At 23.2% G+C, this 22788-nt stretch carries 31 protein-coding genes; 9 read left to right on the plus strand and 22 right to left on the minus strand.

The window, feature by feature from the left end:
- The first annotated feature begins 21 nt into the window (after positions 1 to 21).
- Genes ACZ91P_RS08550 through ACZ91P_RS08570 form a run of 5 tightly spaced genes read left to right on the plus strand, consistent with a single transcriptional unit; the run spans position 22 to position 1622 of the window.
- Positions 22 to 621 (plus strand): ERF family protein, encoded by a 600-nt coding sequence (locus ACZ91P_RS08550; RefSeq protein ID WP_465158972.1) that lies wholly within the window; start codon positions 22 to 24, stop codon positions 619 to 621.
- The gene (locus ACZ91P_RS08555; RefSeq protein WP_465158917.1) at positions 621 to 1082 is read left to right on the plus strand and encodes a hypothetical protein; all 462 of its coding nucleotides are present in this window, start codon (positions 621 to 623) and stop codon (positions 1080 to 1082) included. The genes ACZ91P_RS08550 and ACZ91P_RS08555 overlap by 1 nt, the downstream gene beginning before the upstream one ends.
- 4 nt (positions 1083 to 1086) lie before the next feature.
- Positions 1087 to 1278 (plus strand): hypothetical protein, encoded by a 192-nt coding sequence (locus ACZ91P_RS08560; RefSeq protein WP_465158919.1) that lies wholly within the window; start codon positions 1087 to 1089, stop codon positions 1276 to 1278.
- On the plus strand, positions 1271 to 1474 hold the full coding sequence (locus tag ACZ91P_RS08565) for a hypothetical protein (protein ID WP_465158920.1): 204 nt from the start codon (positions 1271 to 1273) through the stop codon (positions 1472 to 1474). The genes ACZ91P_RS08560 and ACZ91P_RS08565 overlap by 8 nt, the downstream gene beginning before the upstream one ends.
- Positions 1458 to 1622 (plus strand): hypothetical protein, encoded by a 165-nt coding sequence (locus ACZ91P_RS08570; protein ID WP_465158922.1) that lies wholly within the window; start codon positions 1458 to 1460, stop codon positions 1620 to 1622. Before ACZ91P_RS08565 ends, ACZ91P_RS08570 begins: the two co-directional genes overlap by 17 nt.
- A 157-nt stretch (positions 1623 to 1779) precedes the next feature.
- Here the strand turns inward: ACZ91P_RS08570 and ACZ91P_RS08575 are convergent, their stop codons facing one another.
- From ACZ91P_RS08575 to ACZ91P_RS08605, 7 genes are all read right to left on the minus strand, one after another.
- A complete protein-coding gene (locus tag ACZ91P_RS08575; RefSeq protein ID WP_465158923.1) occupies positions 1780 to 2067 on the minus strand; it encodes a hypothetical protein in 288 nt (95 codons plus the stop codon).
- Between the two features lie 278 nt (positions 2068 to 2345).
- On the minus strand, positions 2346 to 2795 hold the full coding sequence (locus ACZ91P_RS08580; RefSeq protein ID WP_465158924.1) for a hypothetical protein: 450 nt from the start codon (positions 2793 to 2795) through the stop codon (positions 2346 to 2348).
- Between the two features lie 23 nt (positions 2796 to 2818).
- Positions 2819 to 3046 (minus strand): hypothetical protein, encoded by a 228-nt coding sequence (locus ACZ91P_RS08585; protein ID WP_465158926.1) that lies wholly within the window; start codon positions 3044 to 3046, stop codon positions 2819 to 2821.
- Positions 3047 to 3740: 694 nt separating this feature from the next.
- Positions 3741 to 4310, minus strand: a complete 570-nt coding sequence (locus tag ACZ91P_RS08590; RefSeq protein ID WP_465158928.1) for a hypothetical protein — start codon at positions 4308 to 4310, stop codon at positions 3741 to 3743.
- A gap of 254 nt (positions 4311 to 4564) precedes the next feature.
- Positions 4565 to 4819, minus strand: a complete 255-nt coding sequence (locus ACZ91P_RS08595) for a hypothetical protein (RefSeq protein ID WP_465158929.1) — start codon at positions 4817 to 4819, stop codon at positions 4565 to 4567.
- Positions 4820 to 4991: 172 nt separating this feature from the next.
- Entirely contained in the window at positions 4992 to 6080 is a 1089-nt protein-coding gene (locus ACZ91P_RS08600) for a hypothetical protein (RefSeq protein WP_465158930.1), read from the minus strand.
- A gap of 30 nt (positions 6081 to 6110) precedes the next feature.
- The gene (locus ACZ91P_RS08605; protein ID WP_465158931.1) at positions 6111 to 6560 is read right to left on the minus strand and encodes a hypothetical protein; all 450 of its coding nucleotides are present in this window, start codon (positions 6558 to 6560) and stop codon (positions 6111 to 6113) included.
- 583 nt (positions 6561 to 7143) lie between these two features.
- On the opposite strand from ACZ91P_RS08605, the gene ACZ91P_RS08610 reads away from it, so the two are divergent.
- Together ACZ91P_RS08610 and ACZ91P_RS08615 are read left to right on the plus strand one after the other, a co-directional pair.
- On the plus strand, positions 7144 to 8247 hold the full coding sequence (locus ACZ91P_RS08610; RefSeq protein WP_465158933.1) for a hypothetical protein: 1104 nt from the start codon (positions 7144 to 7146) through the stop codon (positions 8245 to 8247).
- Between the two features lie 18 nt (positions 8248 to 8265).
- Positions 8266 to 8784, plus strand: coding sequence for a lipoprotein (locus tag ACZ91P_RS08615; RefSeq protein WP_465158934.1), 519 nt, complete (start codon positions 8266 to 8268; stop codon positions 8782 to 8784).
- 820 nt (positions 8785 to 9604) lie between these two features.
- Here the strand turns inward: ACZ91P_RS08615 and ACZ91P_RS08620 are convergent.
- Both ACZ91P_RS08620 and ACZ91P_RS08625 read right to left on the minus strand, forming a co-directional pair.
- Positions 9605 to 10210, minus strand: coding sequence for a hypothetical protein (locus ACZ91P_RS08620; protein ID WP_465158936.1), 606 nt, complete (start codon positions 10208 to 10210; stop codon positions 9605 to 9607).
- Positions 10171 to 10929 carry a UPF0236 family transposase-like protein gene (locus tag ACZ91P_RS08625; protein ID WP_465158937.1) on the minus strand — a complete coding sequence of 253 codons (759 nt, stop codon included), beginning with the start codon at positions 10927 to 10929 and terminating at the stop codon, positions 10171 to 10173. The genes ACZ91P_RS08620 and ACZ91P_RS08625 overlap by 40 nt, the downstream gene beginning before the upstream one ends.
- A gap of 91 nt (positions 10930 to 11020) precedes the next feature.
- On the opposite strand from ACZ91P_RS08625, the gene ACZ91P_RS08630 reads away from it, so the two are divergent.
- Positions 11021 to 11719, plus strand: a complete 699-nt coding sequence (locus tag ACZ91P_RS08630) for a hypothetical protein (protein WP_465155080.1) — start codon at positions 11021 to 11023, stop codon at positions 11717 to 11719.
- A gap of 414 nt (positions 11720 to 12133) precedes the next feature.
- Complete coding sequence (locus tag ACZ91P_RS08635) at positions 12134 to 12679, plus strand: hypothetical protein (protein ID WP_465155082.1); 546 nt, start codon at positions 12134 to 12136, stop codon at positions 12677 to 12679.
- A 68-nt stretch (positions 12680 to 12747) separates the two neighbouring features.
- Here the strand turns inward: ACZ91P_RS08635 and ACZ91P_RS08640 are convergent, their stop codons facing one another.
- From ACZ91P_RS08640 to ACZ91P_RS08700, 13 genes are all read right to left on the minus strand, one after another.
- Positions 12748 to 12993 (minus strand): S1 RNA-binding domain-containing protein, encoded by a 246-nt coding sequence (locus tag ACZ91P_RS08640; protein WP_465158973.1) that lies wholly within the window; start codon positions 12991 to 12993, stop codon positions 12748 to 12750.
- An 843-nt stretch (positions 12994 to 13836) separates the two neighbouring features.
- Positions 13837 to 14499 carry a hypothetical protein gene (locus tag ACZ91P_RS08645; RefSeq protein WP_465155084.1) on the minus strand — a complete coding sequence of 221 codons (663 nt, stop codon included), beginning with the start codon at positions 14497 to 14499 and terminating at the stop codon, positions 13837 to 13839.
- Between the two features lie 493 nt (positions 14500 to 14992).
- Complete coding sequence (locus ACZ91P_RS08650) at positions 14993 to 15943, minus strand: hypothetical protein (RefSeq protein WP_465155086.1); 951 nt, start codon at positions 15941 to 15943, stop codon at positions 14993 to 14995.
- Positions 15943 to 16950, minus strand: a complete 1008-nt coding sequence (locus ACZ91P_RS08655; RefSeq protein ID WP_465155088.1) for a hypothetical protein — start codon at positions 16948 to 16950, stop codon at positions 15943 to 15945. Before ACZ91P_RS08655 ends, ACZ91P_RS08650 begins: the two co-directional genes overlap by 1 nt.
- A gap of 260 nt (positions 16951 to 17210) precedes the next feature.
- Positions 17211 to 17489: a hypothetical protein gene (locus ACZ91P_RS08660; protein ID WP_465155090.1), complete on the minus strand. Its 279-nt coding sequence runs from the start codon at positions 17487 to 17489 to the stop codon at positions 17211 to 17213.
- Between the two features lie 123 nt (positions 17490 to 17612).
- Complete coding sequence (locus ACZ91P_RS08665; RefSeq protein WP_465155092.1) at positions 17613 to 17921, minus strand: hypothetical protein; 309 nt, start codon at positions 17919 to 17921, stop codon at positions 17613 to 17615.
- Complete coding sequence (locus tag ACZ91P_RS08670; RefSeq protein ID WP_465155093.1) at positions 17881 to 18318, minus strand: hypothetical protein; 438 nt, start codon at positions 18316 to 18318, stop codon at positions 17881 to 17883. Before ACZ91P_RS08670 ends, ACZ91P_RS08665 begins: the two co-directional genes overlap by 41 nt.
- Entirely contained in the window at positions 18282 to 18740 is a 459-nt protein-coding gene (locus tag ACZ91P_RS08675) for a hypothetical protein (protein WP_465155095.1), read from the minus strand. The genes ACZ91P_RS08670 and ACZ91P_RS08675 overlap by 37 nt, the downstream gene beginning before the upstream one ends.
- Before the next feature lie 12 nt (positions 18741 to 18752).
- Positions 18753 to 20288 carry a hypothetical protein gene (locus ACZ91P_RS08680; protein WP_465155097.1) on the minus strand — a complete coding sequence of 512 codons (1536 nt, stop codon included), beginning with the start codon at positions 20286 to 20288 and terminating at the stop codon, positions 18753 to 18755.
- Between the two features lie 98 nt (positions 20289 to 20386).
- Positions 20387 to 21613, minus strand: a complete 1227-nt coding sequence (locus ACZ91P_RS08685; protein ID WP_465155099.1) for a hypothetical protein — start codon at positions 21611 to 21613, stop codon at positions 20387 to 20389.
- Between the two features lie 251 nt (positions 21614 to 21864).
- The gene (locus tag ACZ91P_RS08690; RefSeq protein WP_465155101.1) at positions 21865 to 22089 is read right to left on the minus strand and encodes a hypothetical protein; all 225 of its coding nucleotides are present in this window, start codon (positions 22087 to 22089) and stop codon (positions 21865 to 21867) included.
- Positions 22090 to 22100: 11 nt separating this feature from the next.
- Complete coding sequence (locus ACZ91P_RS08695; protein ID WP_338989310.1) at positions 22101 to 22499, minus strand: hypothetical protein; 399 nt, start codon at positions 22497 to 22499, stop codon at positions 22101 to 22103.
- On the minus strand, positions 22499 to 22759 hold the full coding sequence (locus ACZ91P_RS08700) for a hypothetical protein (protein WP_465155103.1): 261 nt from the start codon (positions 22757 to 22759) through the stop codon (positions 22499 to 22501). Before ACZ91P_RS08700 ends, ACZ91P_RS08695 begins: the two co-directional genes overlap by 1 nt.
- Positions 22760 to 22788 lie beyond the last annotated feature (29 nt).

Here is a 22788-nt window from a genome sequence, read left to right on the forward strand (position 1 = left end):
CAACACGATTTATCATTATATTTAGAAAAAAAACAAACAATGCAAATGAATGGTAGAACAATTTATAACTATTTTGGTGAAGCACAAGTGTTAGAATTAGTTAAAAAAGAATTTAAAAAGCATCATATTACATATATTTGGAGTTATGTGAAAGATACTTTAAAAGTAATTAATGATATACCATATTTTGAAATGGAATTAACTTTATGTAAAGAAACAGAAGAAATTAAAACTTATTGACTTTTTACAGGGAAAAATACTGACCCCGCTAAAAGTATTGGGTCAGCATTAACTTATGAAGTTAAATATGTTTTAAGCAAACTATTAGGTTTACCAACCGAAGAATTAGACCCCGATAATAGTGAAGTAAGTAAAATTAATTCTAAACAAGAAAAAGAACAAACAGAAATTATTAACAATTCAAATCCAAATTGAATGAGTAAACAGCATTTCAATAATATTAAAAATTTTATTACAAATACAAAAATAGAACAAGATATTATTTCAAAAGGTAAAAATTGATTAAAAGAAGAATTAAATGTTGAAAAATTATCACCAGTTCTGATTAGAAAACAAAGCGAAGATTTTTATTATCAATTTAAAGAAAGATTTTTAAGATAATGATAAAAATAGGTATTGACCCATCAGGAACTGGTACTACGGGTATTATTGTTTACGAAGATAATAAATTAATTGAAAAACAAGAATTTACAAATAAAGATTGAATTTATCAAGCTAATTTTATTTTATGTATATTAAATGAAAATGAAATTATTAATATTGAAGATTGTTTATATACAAATGATAATGGTTCAAAAGACCGTGATGATTTATTAAAAATAATTGGAGTAATTAAATATGATACACACGAATTAAATAATGTTAATTGAATATCACCCCGTTATACTAAATCAGTGGTTAAAAATATGGAAAATTTAAGTAAGCATAATGATGGTTGTATTCAAGAATTTAGTAAAGATGAAAATTTAACTTATGAATATGATAAAGGTTGATTTTATAATAATGAAAAAATAAGTAATCATTTACGCGATGCAATTATTATTGCTCATTATAAGGATTAATATTATGAAACATTCATTTAATCAAAAAACAGGAAAATATTATTCTAAATTAATTCGTAATGTTAGTATTTACTTAAATGAAAATGAAGAAAAAGTTTGAAATGAATTTAATAACTTTACTTATTCACAAAAAATAGAATATCTTATTAATTTTTATATAAAACACAATAAAAAAGACAAGGAAGAACATGAATAAATATATTTTATGTTATAAAACACAACAAGGTAATCATCCATGTAAAACTGTCCTTGGTGAATATATAACTGGTAATGATACAGAAGATGTAAATATAAATTTAACTTGAGACTGAGAATATTTAATCAATAAATATGGTGAAAAGAATTTAATTATTTTAAAAATAAAGGAGAAATATAATGGAAAAAACAGTTAAAGAATTAATTGTAAAAATAAAACAAGAAATTAAATTATGTAATAGTGTTTTATCACTAAGAACATTAGAAGATTTAATAAATAAATATGAAGATTCACTTGCTGAAAAAGATAGAAAAATTGATTTGTTATTAACAGCAAATAAATAAATTACTTATTCAAGTAAAAGTAGAGAATATAATCAACCAAAATTATATAAAGAAGATTTAAAAGTAATTAGTCAAACAAGAACAAAGATTTTAGTACAAATGAATTTAGATAAATATAATCAATTAAATAAAAAATAACCTTAATGGGTTATTTTTTTTAAATACTATTCGTTAGTTGTCTAATAGCATCTTTTTGTGCTTGTTTTTTGTTGTTTACTTTAACTTGTTTTTTAACATTTTTAATTTGACCTGTTTTTAATGCTAATTCTGTTGCATATCCAGATCCTCGTAAATGTTTTTCATGAGAAATAACAGCAGTTCTTAATTCTTTAATTTCTGCTTTATATTTTTTAATTTTTTTAGCAGATAAGCCTAGAATACCAAGACTACCCATTCCACCTGCACCTGCTAAAACAAGTAAAGTAATCATTAATGTTTCATTCATTTTATTTAATTCCTTTCTTATCCTTACTCAAACAGTGGCCATCCATACTTTCAGAACAAAATAATTTATAAATTAAACTATATAACCACCCAAAAATATCAACCGCCCCTAATAATATAGTTTATTTTAAATTTAATTCTTTGTTAATTTCATTTTGTATATTTTTTAATTTTTCTTCTGTTTATACCATCTAAATTATTTCATTGTTTTGCTACTCTTGGTTGAATAACACGCGGATTAATACGACAATCTAAATAATGTCGTAAATGGTCTTTTTTTTATTTTGATTTATCAATCCAAATAATAATTAAAGAAATTATTAAAGTAATTAAAGGTAATATTGTAAATACTAATCCTATTTTAGATATTTTTAACCTTGGTATATCAATTTTCATATCTACCTTTGGTTTACTACTAGCAACAAATATACCCTGAATTCCATGAGTAAATAAAGGTGTTAATAATATAGCAATTCCATTACCTCAATATTGACCATAATTATATCAATTAATTTCATCTTTAATGCCATTAATCATCCCATATTCTAACCAACCATTAATTAATAAAAATAATATTGTATAAAAACTAACTATTCAACTAGGAATTTTATATTTTCTTTCTCATTCTCTAATATCTTTATGAGTTCAATTATAAGACGGAATAGGGTCTTTTTTAAATCAATTTCAAGGTAAGGCACCCTTTAATCAAGTTGTTTTATCTTGTTTCATAATTATTTACCTCATTTAATTTTTTATTCATTTTTATTTAATTCTAATCATTTTTTATTGAATAGTTTTTTAATATCATTTCTATTATTTAAAATAATTCTTCATATTGGATGTTTTTCAAGTAAATTTAATTCATTAATAGTTGTTGCACTATTTATTTTTCTTATCAATATATCATAAGAATCCGATGTTTCTTTTGGTAAATCAATATCCATATCACGATTATAAATAGAATGTGGTTTATCTGACATTAATTCACTATTATTTATTAATTTTCTTTTAATTGTTAAATCTTTAATAACAATATTATTTGTTTCATTTTTAATTGATCCATCTTGCTTAATTGTTATACTTTCATAAAAATTAGCTGCTAAAAATGAAAAAAATGATTTTTGTGATATTGTTTCAAAATAATGTGTTACAAATTTATTAGCAGATGCATAATCTGTTATTGAAATTGATATTTTATAGTAATATTTTGTTAAATCATAATCTGGAATTTTAAATCTTAATTTTTCGTTTGCTTCTGGATAATTAATTAATTCTCAATCATTGCCACTACTAATAGATATATCACCACTACCTAATAATGAATTACCATTAATAGTTTTAATATTTGTTCCACTTATTAATTTATCTTGTTTATTTCCTAAAAATTATCAACTGCATTTTTATTATAATAATTACTTTTTAAATCTTGTGATGTTTTTACAATATATTTACCATTAACTTTTTCAATATAATCTTTATTTAAATCACTATCTTTAATAACATCTGATGGAATTTCACCACTTTGTTTTGCTTTTCAAACATTATTTTCATAATAAATAGTGTCATTATCAAACGGAACAATAATTTTAATATATTCGTTATAATCAATTTTAGAAAAATCATTAACAGTTGGATAAAAAATATTTATTGAATTATCTGTTTGTAATCGTTCTTTTAATCAAAATAATAATGTTGGATAAAAAGTTTTTTACTAATATGCTTATATTCTTCTTCTCATGGATGAGCATAATTATCTAAACTATAATTATATGGTCTAGATACTGTTTTACTAGATATAATATCAATTATTTCACCGGCTAATTTTAAAGCATTTTTAACATCTCTGGTAATATTTTCATTTGCTTCAGGGTCATTAGTTTGTGAATAAGCAACTCCACCTTGTGAAAATGAAGCACTACCAGTTAAATCATTAACTCCTTTTGGTAAATATCAATTTATAACTGCTAATAAACAAGCAGATTGAATATAACTTAATCATTTATCATATTCAATTAAACCAGTATTATCTTTTTTTACTCATGGAAATAAATCTTTTTTATTAATCTTATCGGAAATTGTCCCGCCTGATAATCTATCCATTCATAAACTAGTTTTTAAAATAGCATTATAAATTAAATTATCATTATAAGCAGATTGTTTTCTTTCATTAATAGGTTGTCAAAGTTTACTTTCTTTAACATCTTCAACTCTTATAAATAATAAATTACTTAAATTATTTTCCATATAATACACCTCTTAATTGATTACGATATTTATTTTTTAAATTACTTGGCTTATAACTATTAACTCTTGCTTTTGCTTTCTTAATTTTTTTAATAGTTTGATTAGTTTTGTAAAAAATATTTTTAACTGGTGTTTTATATAAATTCTTAATATTTTTAACATCACTTCGGTGTTCACGATACCATTTTTTATTATTAATTTCACCAGCAAAATTAAAATTAAAATGTCCAATCTTTAAATTATTAATAAACTTTTTAATTTGTTGTAATTGCTTGTGGTAATCGTTTTTTAATATAATATCTTAAGTGACTAGGTAATCATTTTCTTAATCAATAACGCCAAAATAAAGTTCTTGCATTAGATAGAGCATTACTTAATAATTTTCATATTTCAACTGGAACACTAGGATAAACATAAGGTCCATAAAATTTCGGATGTTTTGCTGTTTTTGTATATATTAAAATAGTTAAATTACCTGTTAAAGTTAATTTATTTGTAATATTAAACATACCACTATCAAGTCAACTACTATTTAAAGGTTGTCAATTAGTATTTAAATAATTTTCATTTTTAAATTGTTCTCTATTTTTAATATTTACAAATTTACTTAATTAAAGGTTTATTTTCTAAATTAGATACTAATAAAGTTAAAACTCGTAATATTAGTAAATTCATTTTCTATTAACCTTGTGAGTTTGTTTTAGGTGCTGGAATTACATAATCAATAGGAACACGATAAGTTTTATTTAGATTACTTTTAGCGGCAGTAATTTCATCTTGGCTTGGTTGTTTTTCTAAAATAATTTTACATGTTTTAGGATATAAAATAGTTGGTGTTGCATATTGAACTTTACCAATTCATTTAGGATTAGCAGTATCATTATCTAAAACTTGTTGAATAGTATCCATATTAATTGGATAAGCTCATACTTGTTTATTAATAATTAAACCATTTACATTAGTAAAATTATAACCTTTATCACGGTTAACTTGTCCTTTTGTATATGTTTTTTCTAAATGAAAGCTTTTTGATACTGGAATACCCATTGCTGTATTTTCATATAATTCACCATTAACCATCGATTTTAATTGTGCTTGTGAACCAATTACTTTTAAATAAGCAGGTGTTAATCCTAAATATGATCTTCGACCTAAAACCATAAACATTTTATCTGTTGGTAAACCAAAATATAAATTACTAATTTGATTTGTTAATTCAATCAAAGTTTCATTTAATGTAAAGAATGCTTTATTTGCATCATTTGCATTTTCGGCTGTATAACTACGAAATGGAATTACTTCATATTGACCATCTGCTAAACAATAATCATAAATAGCCTGAATTAATTCACATTCTAAATTAACAAATTTATTCTGTACAACACTAGAAATAGCATCAGCAATAACGTCATTTTTAATATTTTGTTCTATTAATTCTAAGTCAAAAGCTTCATTCATTAATTTTAAATTAAATCTTTTATCAACAGGAACTGAAATTCTTGTTAATCCCATTGTTTGAGTTGTCCCACCATTTGGCAATGAATAATCATCTTGTCATACCACACGATGAGTTAAATTATATAGTGCTTGACCAGCATTAGGTAATCAAGCAACTTGTTCTGCGGTTGCAGTAGCATACTGCATAATACTTGCATATTCATTATATAAAGGTCCACACAATAAAGCATTAACCATATCAACATACGCTTTTTGATCTGTTGTATTACCTTGTAATGTAAAAGGTACTTGTGGCAAATTAATTGTTGCCATAATATTTCACTCCCTTATTATCTAAGGTTTTTAAGTGTATAATCAGTTATTTTTTTTAATTTCATCAGTAGTATATGCTCCTTTTTCTTTAATAGTTTCAATTTCATCATTTTTATTTTCAGTTGATTTTTCAATCATATCTTTAATAAAATTAGTTGGTGAAACTGATGGTTGTTCTTCAACAAACAAATCAGGTTTTAATTCTTTTAAAGTTTGCATTTTTTCAGATAAAGAACTACCACTAACTTTATTTAAATTAGTTTTAATATCTTCAATTTTAGTAGATGGAACATTTTTAAAAGCTTTTAATTCATCTAATTCATTAGATAATTTAATAAAATCTTCTTTTAATATAACATCTTCACGTTTTTGCACACTTTCTCTAATTTGCTTTACTTCATTATTAAACTGATTTAAGATAGTTTCAGCAATCTCTTCACTTAAACCTTGTTCAATTAATTGTTCTTTTGTAATTGCCATTTTATAAACCTCTCTTTTTTTATTCTTGTCCGATTAACAAGTCAGCATAAACTCTTTTTTACGGAAAAAAGATTAAACCTATGCTTTTAATTATATACCAATAGTTCACAATTACAATATATTTTGTATACAAATACTAAACAAATAATATAAAAGTATAATAATGAAATTGAAATAATTATTTATTAGTATATAATATAAAGCAAGAATGATGTAAGGTCATTCTCTTTTTTATTTAACTGCAATAATAATATCATACTATTTTACCAATACAATACTTTTTATATATAAAAAATACTAAACTTAATATATTTTATTGCTAATTTAGGTCTTAAAATGCGTAATAAAAGTATATAATTTATCTAAGTAATTTATTCATTAAATTACTTACCTTGTTTTAAAATATTTGTAGTAATCTTTTCTATGAATAATTATTTATCAAAATATCAAGAAAAGTGCTTACTATTGTCACTTTTTTATTTTTATTAACTAATTTACCGTTGATTATATATATATATATATATATAATAGTCAATAAGATCTTGAAAAAAAAGTTTCAAGATAAAAGAAAGGAAAATATAAAATGAAAAAACTTTTAAGCTTATTAAGTGTATTAACAGTTAGTGGAACTGCTCCGTTGAGTGAAATTTCTTGTTCTTGTTCTAATAAAAATAATGAAAAAAAAATAAAAAAAGATGATAAAAAAGATATTAATAAATTAAATTGAGGAAATTTAGGTATAAAAAAAATAAATAGAGTAAAAAGAAATGCAATAATAAATAATAAATCTCAACATGTATTTAAAACTAATGGGTCTAACAAACCAATAGAACAACAAATTAAAGAAGAAATAATAAAATTAAATCCGCAGTTAGATATAAAAAATATCAATATTACAAATGTTACTGAAAATAGTGCAGTAATTACCATAGTTGATTTTAACGGTCAAAAAACAATTAATTTTAAAATTGAAAAAAATACTAGTAATAATGAACTTTTTGTAGGTAGCCCCAATCCTAATAATTATAGTTTTGATATTACAAAAATTAATAATAAAGAAATAATAATAAATAAATTATCAAATGATGATTTTAAATTAAGAAAATATATTTTAGAAAATGATGATATTAATAGAGAATTAAAAAGTAAAGTTTTAGAGCTTCTTTTAATAGATAATACTAATTTAAATGAAGATAGTTTTAAAATTGAATTTATAAATCAAACATTTCCAATTGATATAAAAAATAAAACAATTATTGAATTAGAGGCAAATGTTATAGATAAAAAAAATAATAAAAATAATGCAAAAATAAAAATAAAAATAAAAAAATGAGTTTATTATAATAATGAAATTAAAACAATTAATTCACCAGAAAAAATAATTGCTAAAGATGTTAAAAATGTTACAGAAGAAGAAATTAAAAATGCATTATTATTAAAAATTTATGATAAATTAAAAGAATTAAATCCAGAATATACTAGAATTGCTGAACCTATAAATACACCAATAATAGGTTTTACAATGACTAGCATAAATTTTCCTATTGATTTATCATCTGAAAAAATAATTAATAGTTTTAATTTAAAATTTAATATTTGGCATTTTTTTGAACCACAGGGATTTAGCAGTATTTCAACTACATTAAATTTAAAAAATTTTAAATTACCTGCTGCACAATTAATTTAAATAGAAAGAAGTTAAAAAATGAAAAGATTATTATTAAGTATTTTAGGAACAATAACTTTAATTGGAACAAGTACAATAAGTTTAGTTGCTTGTGATAGACGAATAGTATATACACCCGAAGAATTATTAAAAGAAAAAGAAAAGAATAATATAAAAGCAAAAGATGGTATTTTAGAATGAATAGCACCACAAGAAAAACCATTTAATACAGTTGATAATAAATCATATTATGTAGTATGAAAAGGTCAAAATTGAAATATTAGTAAGTTTAAAAATGATGAAAAAATAATACCTCCAAAGCATGAATATAGATATAAACTTCTACAGGAAAAAGAAAAATATAAAATTCAATTACGCTATTATTCACATAATGATACTAAGATTGATTTAATTATTTTTAAATTAATTAATGAACCAACTTTAATTTGAGGAAAAAACAGTAATAATTTTAAATCAGTTTATCGTTGAAATTTAGATACACAAGAACCTAATTTAATTATTGATGATAATGGTAATGTAAAAGTTAATGGAGAATAAAAAAAGAGATGTAAAATCTCTTTTTCTTTTTAATTTGGTTTAATAGTTATTTTAACAGGGTTATCACTTTTATTTCTAATATCCAATACATTTGGATTAGAAACATCCAATATAATATTTTTATCATTACCAGAATAAAAAAATAGAAAATTAGAATTATTATTACGCAGAAATAATTGAGTAAATATTAATTTTGAAAATCTAATTTTTAATTTTAAATCATTTGTATAATATGCTTGTAAATATGTTTCTTTAATTTTATCATTATCACTATTAGATAATTTTGTTATTTGAAGTAAAAATTTAATATCTCCACTACTTTTACCTTTTTCAGTTATATAACTATTTTTATAATTATCACTTGATAAACCATTAGTATAACCAGTGGCAACTGTTTGAATATTATTAGTTATATTTTTAGTATATAAAGTTATTGTATTGTCAAAATTAATTTTATCAGTTTGTGAATAACCACTCTCTTTTAAAATTATTTGGTGGTATACATTATTTTGAGGTTTTTAATAAAATTAAGTAATTAGAAACAAATTAAGTTTCGCTTATTTTAAAAACATAATTTTTATTTTAAGAAATAATTTATAAAATTATAAATTTTGACACACTAAAAAATACTTTTGAAAATAGTACAGAAAAAACAATTAATATGATTTATTGACCAATTAAATAAAAATGTTATAATTATAATTAATCAAAGTGGAGTTGGTACCTATTTTAAAAGTAATAGGCTCAGTGGTTTACAGCCTACTCCACTTTTTTCTTTTTTATCTTGGTTTAATTGTAATTTTAACAGGTTTTTTATTTTTTATAAAGATAAAAATTGATTTTGAGATTGATTTAAATTAAATATATTAAATTCAATTTTTTCTTTATTATTTTTATTAGTTTTATTAACTTTCTCATCATTAATTTGATTATTAAGTTTTAACATAGAAGCAATTAAAATATTGATAAATGTTTCTTTACAATATATTTTTGCGCCACGCCCTTTAACAGCCTTAATATAATGTGATACATCACCTTCAACATGACAACCAATATTATATTCTAACGCTTGATTTTCAATTCCTTCTTTATTATTTTTAATTAATTCAATAGTCTCTAATAAAAATTTCTTTTTATTATCAATAACATATGGTAAATGACATATTAAAAAATCTAATAATAATTTATAATTTCCAGTAAAGAAATATATTTTTGCTAATTTATATTTTATTCTATGAATTTTGATTCTATTTCGATTTGGGAATAATTGTTTAAATCTATTTGATAAATGAAATTTATCTAAACTATATGATACAGTCTTATTTTTATATTTTGCTTTTACTGCTCTATAAATTTTTTTAATTTGTTTTTCACCATCACTTAATATTAATATTTTAGTATTTTCATTAATATCATAAGTATCCATTGATTTAAAAATTTTATCAATAAAATTATCAATATTAGATTTATCATTTTTATTCTTATGATTTTTATTCATCATTTGAAAAACGACTTTTTTCTTTTTCATTTTTTTTCTGGTTTTTGTTGACTTTTCTTCATCAACATCAACATGCATAGTTGAAAGAAATATTTTATTTTCAACTTTTTTTTATTTTCTAACATAGGTTTAAAAGCCCCGTCAACTTGAATATATAAAACATTATTTGGAATTTTAATTTTATTGTTATTTTTATTACTAATGTAATCGGTTTCTTCTAAATCTGCATTTTTAAAAATATTAGATATTGTTCTTTCACTAAGATTAGCGTTTTCAACAGTATCTAAAATATCTTTATATCTTTTTCCATCACCCATAAATGAAGTAATTTTATTTATTAAATTTTGTTCATTTCTTTGGTATTTTTTTAAACCTAATTCTTGATCCAAAGGATAGCGATTTATATATTCATTTTTTTCTTCATCATATTTAACATATCTTCTTCTTTTTAAAGGTATATCTCCATCTTCTGTTCTAATTGTTTTTGATATTTTTGATACAACCTTATATCCTTGTAATATTTGTCCTTGTTGATATAATTTAAATATCTCATTATCTCTTTCAATCAATAAATTTTTAGTTTCATTTTTTGTTTCTATTCTTTTATTTTCTTTATAATTTCCTAATAAATTTTGTTTTAATTCCATTTTATAATTTCCTTTCGTAATTAAACAATTTTTTAAATTATTATATTTAATACTTCAAATAATTTTATCAAAAAAAGGAGGCTAATTAAAAATGCAAGATTTTACTAAAATTAATAACAAAAAACGAATTACTAGTTATGAACATTTAAATAAAAAATATGATTTAAATTTCAGTGACTATAATTTTGGCTTTGATTGAAAAGTATTTAAAGATTTTGTTGATGATAGTTATGCCCGATATTTTACTTCGCCAACTTTTTTTAAGTTTGTTTCAGCGGGGCGTGGTACTAATAAAACATGAAATCATTTAGCAGAAAAATTATTTTTTGCTTGTAATTTTACCGATGCTTCATCTAATATTCTACGAAGATATGCCAACACTCATGAAGATACTACATTTGGCGATACAATTAATGTCTGTAACTATTTATATGATAAATATGGGATTGATATAGGACCCGACAATGAAAATGGCATTGTTTGACCTAAAAATGTTAAAGAAGGTGGAGAAATTGTTTTTCCTAGTGGTGTTCGCATTGCTTTTGCGGGTTATGCTAATGGTAATAAAATTATGGGAAAAGTTGGTAAAGGTAGTGGTATTATATCGGCGTGAACAGATGAAATGATACATGCTAAAGAAAAAGAAATTTTAACTGATAAAGAATTAGATAAACGTTATAATAATTTGCGAATTTCGATGTTTAGATCAAAAAACTTAAAAGTATCTTTTGAAAAATATACTGATGAAAATGATAATGAACAATATAATTTAAATAACATATTTTCATAAAACATATTCTAATCAATTTACTTTTAATCCTTTTGATAAATACCATGTCTTTTATGAAAAATTTGTAACCCCATATTTACCCTTAAATGAAAGAATTAAAAATATTTTAAAAGAACACAATCAAGTATATTCAGAAAATAAACAAGCATTTAATGGTTTGGGTATTTTTAATTTACGATTAACAATGGGTGCTGTTTGAAATAAAATACCTGATATTACTAAAAAACTTGTTTTAACAAACAAACAAGAGCGACCTGATTTATTGAACTTGAATACTACGGTTTTGAATATAATGATAATGACCCCAGTATTTATGTTTTACGAAATTATCGTAAATATATTAAAGAGTATAATTTACAAGATTTTTATAATTCCAATACAAAACAGTATCAATTTGATAGTTATTCAATTGGTGTGGATTATGCTGATGGTAGTGAAGACCACACGGTGCTTTTATTTAGTGATTATAAAATTAATGAAAATAATGAATATGATAAATATTTAATTGAAGAAAATGTTGTTACACCAAAAAACGCAATGAATTTAAATGAAATAGTTGAACATTACGGGCAATGAATAATTAATACATTTGATAAATTTGATGATTTTGAATATGCTACATTTCATTATGATATTAATGCAGACGACTTTATGCAAAAATTACAAGAAGATATTTACCCTTATTTAGGCTATAAAATTAAGATGTTTAAAGCAAAAAAACATCTGACATCTCTTAATAAAGAAGCAGGTATAATCAATCGCGTAACCTGAATAAGAAAAATGTTTGTTCAAGGTAAAATATATGGCATATTAGATAACTTCCCATTTTTAGATAAGTGCATTAGTGAACTAAGATTTAGTGATACCAAAACAAACACACCCGATAGTAAAATGTACCATGACCCATATGATGCTTTGTTTTATGGTTCTTATCCATATCGTTTTAAAATGGGAATATAAAAAAGGTTTTAAAAACCTTCTAAAATTTATAAATTTTATTTACTTTTTATTTATTAAATAATTAGTATTTAATGTTTTTTTAAACTAGGTGATTTTTCTTGTATTTTATTACCATCATAATTTTTCAATAGTTCAGAATGACAATTTTTATAACTTAATTTAAGATGTTTTCTAACTGAATTAAAATCTAGTATCTCAACTTCAATTTCATCACCAACATCAAAAAAATCTCTAATATCTCTAACAAAGTAATCTGAAATATCACTAATATGAATTAAACCATCAGCCTTTTCTGCTCTGCAAAAAAACCATAAGGTATAATGTTTGTTATTTTAACATTAACTTTATTTCCTTTTTTATACATAAAATTAAATATACTTCCTTTCTTTAAATGCTTTAATTATATCATTAAGACTATAAAAATCATTTGCAGGAATTGGGCGAGCGGTTGATTTTCTTAAATTTTTGTGATAAAATGACTTACAAGTTAAAAAAGTTTTAAGGTTTTTTCAAATAAATTTGGGAACCTTTATAAAATTCTTCGCTTAACGCTTAGAATTTTTCCCAAGTATTTTGAAAAGCACGGCAAAAGTTTTTTTAAACTTTAAGGCATTTTTCACAAACTTATGAAAATTCCGCGAGCCCAGATTGATTAAAAACTTTAAATAATATTGAAAGGATAATTATTATGAAGTTGTTGAAATTAGTTAAAAAACATAAAATAATATCAATATATATAATATTATCTACCACTTTCATTTTATGCATGATTGTATTAGTTACACTTACTGCAATTACTCATGAAAAAGACAAAAAATATAGAACTTTTTTGAAAGAGATAATACTACAATAGTTTGTAATAAAGGTGAAAAAATTGGAAAAATAAAAATAAGATACAAAACAAAAGATAATAAAAATTTACAAAAATATACAATAAAACTTTATTGTACAAACAATCCAATTGTTGAAGGAAGTTACCCTGATAAATTATATTCTATTGCCTTAGGAGGATTTTTCAATAAATTTGAAAAAAAATGAATTTATATAGTTTTAATATAGATACATGAAATTCAGATCTTTATTCAAAAGAATGAGATAGAAAATATCCTGATGATTATTTCATAAATTAAAAAAGTCATTTTAATAAATGACTTTTTTTACATTTCTATTGTAACTAATGATAATTTTTCATTGTTTTTATTAAATAATTCTAAATTATTAATATTAATTTGTTCTTTTTCGGTAAAAATTGTAATATCATAATCTCCATAACCTCATATTCCTGATATTTCAATTTTGCTTAAAAAATTAATATTTTGTGAAAAAAGTATTTTAATATTATTTTGAACAAAATTATTAATTAAATTTAATCATTCTAATTTTGAATATATAATGCTTTCTTTATGAAAATCAAATAGTTTTTCTAAACATATTTCTAATTTATTATTAGAAATAATTAAATTAGTTAAGTATTTGCCATATTCTCCATCTGATAGTTTAATTTCTGCCAGAATAAGTGAAGGAATATTATTTGTTTCTAATTCCTTTCTTATTGATAATCAATTAAAAAAATTTGTTTCTAATTGATAAACTTTATTTTCTGAAATATTATTATTTATATTTTTTAAATTATTTAATTTTATATTTTCTATATTAATATTTTTTAAATCAGAAAAATTAAAATATGATAATTTTAATTTAACTCTGCAATCTTCAAATATTCAGTAATCTTTTTCTGATTCATTTGGTATTGAAACTAGTTCAAAATAATACGGAGCAATTAATTTAATATCATCATTATAACCTTTATTTACTGCCATATTACTATATACATAATTTGAGAACATGTATACAATTTGTTTAAATCTTTTTACTGCCCTATCATTAAGATAAGATGGGTTTCTAAATTTTCATTCTTCAAATAAACCATCAATAACATTTTCTGGTTTTTGTCCTTCAAATTTTTGGCGTAATTCAGCAATTTTATTTATAGGATTTCCTTTTTCATCATATTTAGCACCTTCAAATTTTCTATCATATTATATCTATAAGTTAGCATTTTTTTCAATACATCTGCTAAATTACCTTTTACAGGTGCTTGTTTAAATTCTAAAACAACATTACCATAATTATTATCATTATTATTTCCAATTGTTGATACTTATTTTGCAACATCACGAGTACTAATACCAATACCTAATGAATAATTTGCTACTTGAACATAATCATTATCTTTTATAGTTATTTGATTACCTTCTGGTCAGTTTGGTTTTGGGGCTTCTGAAGGAAATGTTGCACTAGTTCCAGCAAAATTTATTTTTCCACTAGCAATTCTAACATTATTAAATACTTTTTTTGTTTATTAGATGGTAAATCATCTATACTAGTTAAAATTAAACAATCCTTTTCCTCAATATAATTTAATGCAATTACTCATGATAAAAAACTATATCCTAATCAATATTGAAATATTCGTACATTAGGTTTTGTTTCAATTGGCATTGATAGTAAGGGTACTAAGTTAGCATTTTGAATAATTGATTGTGGATAAGAATAAACACCATTCACATTGCCTCAGCAATTAATATTTCCAAATAACATTGATTTAGGATATTTAATTTCAATTACAGTAAAGACAGTATCTTCGGATAATGATTTATGTAATACTAAATGAATACTATTTTGATTTTTTCATTTAAAGTCAGTTATTTTAACTAAATGAGTAGATTTAATAATATCAACACCATCAGGTGAATAAGGGCGTTTGTATTCTTCAATGATATAACATTCATTTTTGTTGTCTTCGGTAATTGGTTCATTAATAGATACTATTTTTAAGTCATAGGATTCTAAAAATTCTTTATCTTGTTTTGAAATATCATTAATTAAAATATCTTTTTCATCAATCATTACATAACTTGTGCTATTATCTTGGACTGTGGTATTTTGTTGAATTTGTAATTTAAAATTAAAATCACTAATTTCATAACCAGTTATTTTAATATATTCATCTTTGTCAATAAAACCTATTTTAACGCTATTTTGAGAGTAGTTTAAGATTGGTTTTTGCTTTGTCTTAACAAGATTATTAATTTTATAAATATAAAGGGTTCTAGCACGGTCTTCACTAAATAATTGTGCTAAATCGGGGTCGCTATACTGTGATTGAATAGCAAAATCTAACGGAATACTATCAATTGAATAATCAATTGGTTCATCATTTTCTGCTAATTGTGCTAACATTTTTTCAGATGGTTTTAACATTATTCTTGTTCTCCTTCTTCATTAGGAATATTGATAATAGTTTCGTTGTTTTTTAATTGTCTGTTTAAAGTAGCATTTACTGGTAAGCGAACATCAACAATTAACTCATCAATATTTTTAATATTGAATGTTCTACTATTTAAAACAGCATTATCATATTTAATTAACTTAATAATAAATTCAGTTAATTTAATCTCTCTAATGTATATCATTTGTTCGTATGATGCATTTGTTTGAATATTTACACCAGCAACTTCTGCTTGCATTTGTTGGGCTCCCTTGGCGATTGCGGGAACATGATGGCGATTTATTTTATAGTAATTAGTTAATAATCAATCATATATTTTGGTTAATTGTTCACCTTTAAAATTACCAGCAATATAGTCTACTGGTTGAAAATTACTATCAGGGTCTCCTTCAACTAATAACAAGTCATTTTCAATAAATGATGCCAGCATTTTACTAATTTCTTGGTCAACCACACCAGTAACTCCATTAGTATTAATGGTAAATTTACCACTATTTAACAATGGGTCTAACATTATCTTTTCAGCAATAATATCTAAAATACTAGCAAATTGCTTACCATAGCGAGCAGAAGATTCAAAATTAGGGTTATTAGGAATTATTTCAATTGGAATAAAATTAAGTGGCAATATTTCTTCTCTTTGTAAAGTTGTATAGTTATTTCATTTAACATCATCAATATATAAGTCGGTAATAGTACTATATAATCGTGTTTTTAACTTTCTAATAACTTTTACTTGTTTAGTTACAGAATCAATCTCTAATTTTTTAGTAATAAAAATACTCTGGTCATTTTTAATATAAGGGTCATAATCAAAAGTGCAAGATACTAAATTACCTAATTCATCATACTGGTTATTGTAAAAATCAATAGTAATAAAATTAAGTTTTGAATTATTAGCAAAAATAAAATATGCACCCTTACCATTTTTATTAATTTTATATTCGTTATATCAATTCTTATTAGTAAAGTCTTGCATTTTTAAAAAGATATTAATTAATTTAGAGTTTATTTGTTGATTAGTAATAGGATTATAAATCCTAATTTTCTAAATCTCGTGGATTTAAAAAATTAGCATTATCTTCACAAATTCTTTTTTCTAAAATCTAATTATGTTTTTGAACAGTAACATTTTTACGATTAGTAATTGTTGATGCTAAATTAAGATAATAACTATCAATATCATATTCTTTTTTTAATTTCTTTTTGGCTGGTAACAATCCCATTTATAACACCTCTTTATTTTGTTTCTTCTTTTTTAATAACATCTTCAATACTATCTTGTTTTTTATCTTTCTTAAAAAATTCAAAAATTTTATCAATTAAATAGACTAAAACACCACTAATAAGTAATGATAAATCAATATAAAAATATTCTGGTCATGAAATTTCAATTACTTTAAATGCTTTGCAAAAAAATAACAAAATTGCACTTATTATTAAAATTGCCCCTAATCCCCAAATAAATATTTTACGAATTAATAATAAAATTTCTGATTTATAATCTTTTAAATTCATTTATAACACTCTACTTTCTTTCTAAATTATTTTTTTATTTTAATAAATTAGCATTAATTTGTAATTAATTCATTATTATTTTTAATTGTAATATTTTTATTAAACATAATTATCTTCGTTAATTTATTGTAACTCTTCTAATTTTAGAATTGTTGGCGAATATTCATGACCCGTCATTGAAATTACTACTTTATGATTATTAGAAGAATTATCTACATTTAAAAAACCAATTCTTGTTGCCCCGCCTTTTCCCAAGGCCAAACTAGTTGAAATAGTTTGCAAACCACCACCATTATTTTTACATTCAAAACAAGTTATTATAACAAAATCTGCGGTTGGTCGTTCTCAAATAAAATGAACTTTATATTTTTTCCCTAAAATAAATTTATATTTAATTACTTTTTTGTTTACCTTTCTCCAACTTCTTTTCACTGCTCAATACTTTTTTTAAAGCATAATGTTCATTAATGTATTTAGTAGTTGGTAATGTGTCATCTGTTGCTTCTAGTCCGGGCGTTTTGTTTGTTTTAACAACACTAAAATCTGCAACTTGGTCATTATTTTGGAAGCTTGGGTCTCATATTCTTAATTCACCAGTTTCAGCACTAAAATCAGCATTATTACGCTTACTAACATTTAGCATTAAAGTAATTTTATTTTGTTTTAAATCTGAAACCGCAATTTCTCCATTATTATTTTTAATAATACTTTTATTATCAATCTTAGTTTTTTCTTTTTCTATTAAAACATCAACTTCAAATTGGGTATAATATGCTTCTAAATCTATCATTGTTAAATCAATACCTTCTTTTTGAAAAGTACGAAACATTTTTTAAAAGTTGTTAGATTAGCCAATGATTTTGCATAGCTAGGCAATAGACCTTGTCATGTTGCCATAGGGTCATTTTGTGAAGAATAATTAATATCACCAACACTCATATTTGCCGAAGTAAAAAATTTAATTGGAATGCGATTAAATGTTCAATGTTCAATCGTAATAAACACCATATTAATACAAATTTTCTTTAATAATGGGTCTTTAAATGTTTCAAATTTTAGCTTTGAAAATGGATAGTTTAAGTAAGAATTAATCATATTTTGGGCTCTTAAAGCAAATGTTTTAAATCATAATTCTACATCACCTTTAAAGAACTTATTATAACGAACTGGAACTTTTGTAATTTTACCTGTCATTGGAATAAAATTATTATAATTTTCCAAAGTAACATTTTGTCATAATTCATTTAACATTTAATCATCTCCTTATCATTTATTTCTTTTTGATTTGATTTTATTTAAGATAAACTTTTTACTACTTGATAGTGTTTTTGTTTTAATTGTTTTGTTTAAATCTTGTTTTGTTCTGAGTTGTTTATATGCTTGAAATACTAGTCCATTACCCAATAAACTAGTAATTGCACTATCTTCTAGCGTATTTAACAATTTATCTTTATTAAAGTTATTTTTAAATTGTTCTTGCATTTTTAATATCTTAGCAATTGTCCTATATATTTTAAAACTATCTTTTACTACTTGCTGATAAGCAAGTGGGGCAATAGAAACTAAATTAAACAAACTTGTTTTTTTAAATCCCCAACCAATAAACCACTCACTGTTTATATAGAATTTAAACGGTTCAAGAGCCAAAACAAACTGTTCTGCTTTGATTAAAGTTGTTATAACGACAATAGGGACATATTTAGAATTTTTATAATATATTGTTAAAGCAACTTCACCCGCAACTGATAAAGGAACAATTTTTACTGCTAAAAAAAGATCAGAACCATAAGCAAAAGGTAATAATTGACCTTTTTTAATAGCCTTAGTTTCAAATTTAGATAATATTTTTTTAGTTTTATCAGTAATTTTACTAATTACTTTTTGTTTAATAGTAATTATTTGTTTTTCAATAGGGGCTAATAATTTTTTAGTTACTTTTTGAATATAAAAATTTGGGTTTAAATGATTTAAAATTTTATTTAATTTAATTGGTGTTTGAAGAAAAATATTTAATAATTTATTATTATATATTTTACTGCCCCTCATTAAATTAGCATTTAATAGTAGATTTTTACCAACACCTTTTTTATGAAGATTAGTCATAATATTATATCACTCATTAGTATTAATTTTACTTATTTTATCAATATTTAATCCATATTCAGACAATCATTTATTAGCATTTTTTTCATTCACGCGTGGTATTTTTTGAACTAATTTAGGACTTATTTTTTTAATATTTTTCTCAATTTTTAATAAATTATTAATTGTTTCTAAATTAGAAACTTTAAAACCTTTATAAAAATCATTTCGGGCTAATTTTCCAATTGTATATAATAAAGTTTCATTATTAGCCTGCTTTGTAAAATCAAATATTAATTTAGAAGATAAAATCTTTTTATCTGTAACTTGCCTTACAACATCTTCTAAATTATTAGCAGTTATTACACCTAATTTTTCAAGTAGTTTAGTTTCTTTTGCTAATTTTAAAATTCTAGTTGTTCGAACAGCACGCGTTAATTTACCAATCCCACCAATTGCTGGTAACAAATTTAAGGCGGTACTTTTTGCTGTTACTTCTGATGTTAATTTATCATATATTTGATTTACGGCAAAATCGGTTGCTGCTTTTACTCCAAACGAGATAAATGCTGCGGCAAAATTAGATAATCCCGCACCAAGACCAACAGCCGAAGCAATACCACCAGTTAAAACTGATAAACCAAGAGCTAAAACTTGAATTCCTAAAAATTCTAATAACTGTAAACCAAAACTTTTTTCTTGTTGTTGGATTGACAATCTAGTTGGATTTTTTTAACAGTATAAATAAGGGTTGTTTTAGATGTTCCAATTGGCATATCATTTATCAAACGAAAAAGTACTATTTTTTAGTACTATTAAGAATTTTTAATTTTAACATCAATCGGATTTGTTTGACCAGTAGCGTTGTTTTTACCTTCAATTTGAACTGCAACTGTTTTGTCATTTGTAATATTAATTGGTCAGTCTTCACCTTTACTTTCAATAAAGTAATCAAAATCACTTTCAGTTAAAGAACTATTTACTGCTTTTACTGCTTTTAAAACAACATCTTTAAATTGTGGTTTTAACTGTTGGGCTGTTGCTTTTGTTGGGTCTGTAACATGTATAGTTGGTTTATCTATTTTATTAATTTTACTAATATCAATTTTTGAAACAATATGTTTAATAATTCCCTTAGGTTCAACTACTGCCCCACCTAAATATAAAACTCTTTCCATAATCAAAGTATTACCCATTCCAGTACCCAATGCAGCTGCACCAACTCTTAACGGAGTATGATCTTTTTTGCGTAAAATAAGCGGGTCATATTTTTTGCTAAACTTAAAGGCAATTGCATTAACTCCATTTGGTAATAATTCAATTGTTCCTTCTGAACCATCTTTATTAATAATTGGTAATTTTTTAGGAACCATATAGTATGTTGTTGCTTTAACAGTTTTCATTGCTCCACTTGTTGTGATTACACTATTTATTTGGTCGTTTGCTCCAAGTTGTAACTGTAATTTATTACGAATTCCACGAATAAAATCAGCCGAACCCAAGACAACTGTTTCTGATGGAGTAAAGCCGTTTTCATATATTTTATCCATAATTTCATCATGAATTTGTAAAGCATTTGTATCATCTGCTTTTTTGCCTTGAATAGTTGTAACTGTTCCTTTATTAATAATTTCTAAAATTTTATTACTTTTATAAGCAACTTCAGTATTCATTGCTTGTTCAATATCAGCTGCTCAAAGATTAGGATTAAAATCACTTTCTATGGGATCTAATTTACGAGCAAAAGTTAAAATTGTATCTAATTCAACAATTCCATCTTCAAATTCCACTGTTGAATATTTTAATAGGTTATCATCAGTATTAAATACTTGACCGTTTGCTCCCAAACCTTCATTATATTTAATATTTTTCTTTCTTTTATATGTTAAACCAAATTTATTTGCTTCTTTTCACGCAAATAAAGCTTCTCAACTAAATTTTTGTTGATAAGTTTGTAAATATCATTGTTCAAATGTTTCTCGATCTCGTTTTGTTGCTTGATTAGCAATATCTCCGAAAATTCTTTGTGGGTTTTGTGCCATAATTTACTTCCTTCTTTCTATTTATTAAATACATTGTCTGTATCTAAAATATTGTTTTCTTTGTTTTCTACTTTTGGTACGCCACCAGTATTAACTGTTTGTACCTTAATTAATTCATTATAAACACTTTGCAATTGTGCTTTAATGATTTCAATATCATCAGTAATATCATAAGACTTTAATAAAACATTTTTAAATTCTTCATTATCAGTTAAAGAATTAATAAAGTCAATTATTTCAATTTGTTTTAATTAAATTGTTTGTTGTTCAATTTGTGAAGTTAATTCAGTATTTTTTGTTTGTAGTTCGTTGATTTGCTGATTATTATTTTCTAAATTACTTGCATTAAATTCTTGAACTTCAGCAGTATTTTCTAAAATAATTTCAGCAGTTTTAATATCTAAACTACCATCTTCATTTTTAATAGGTTCACTATTTTCATCAATAAGAACATATTTTACATTTTTTAATGCCATTATTTTTCCTTCTATTTTTTAATATTTGTATTTATTCTTTTTCTAATCGCTTTTTGTATAATTTCAAAACTATCTACTCTAAAAGACAAAAAATAGCGCTTAGTTTTTATATTTAACTGATTAAATACTGAGCCTTTAATTTTTATCTCATCATCTTTTTTTAATTTCAAAAACTCAGTTAAAACAGATGGGTTATATATTGATAATGTTGAGTAATTTAATCCTTCTCACTGACATTTAGCCGAACAAGCATCAACTTCAACACCACCAGCAACAAGAGCCTTAATTTTTGTTTTAATAGGATTTTCATGTAATCTAACAGTTAATTCTAACTTATTAACTTTTTTATTTTTTATTTTAGGTTTACAGTTATTAGAATTTTTAGGTAAATTACTTTTTGTTTGAGACATTATTTAACATCCTTATTAGATAATTTGTCATATTTTGAACTGTCAACTAATATTCAATCGATAGAACCTGTTGAATATGGATTTTTGTAAAAATCTTCTTTATATAATTGTTTTGCTTCTAAAGTATATTGATTACATTCTAAATCTGCCACATCTTGTTTTAATTTAGATATTTCTTTATCTTTTTCAGTAAGTTCTTTTTTAAGTGTTTCATTTTCTTCTTTAATTTTGTTAAATTTAATTGATTCTGTTATAGTCATTATTTATCACTTCCTTTTTTAAAAAATAT

This window comes from Spiroplasma endosymbiont of Halictus nicosiae (genome assembly GCF_978018445.1).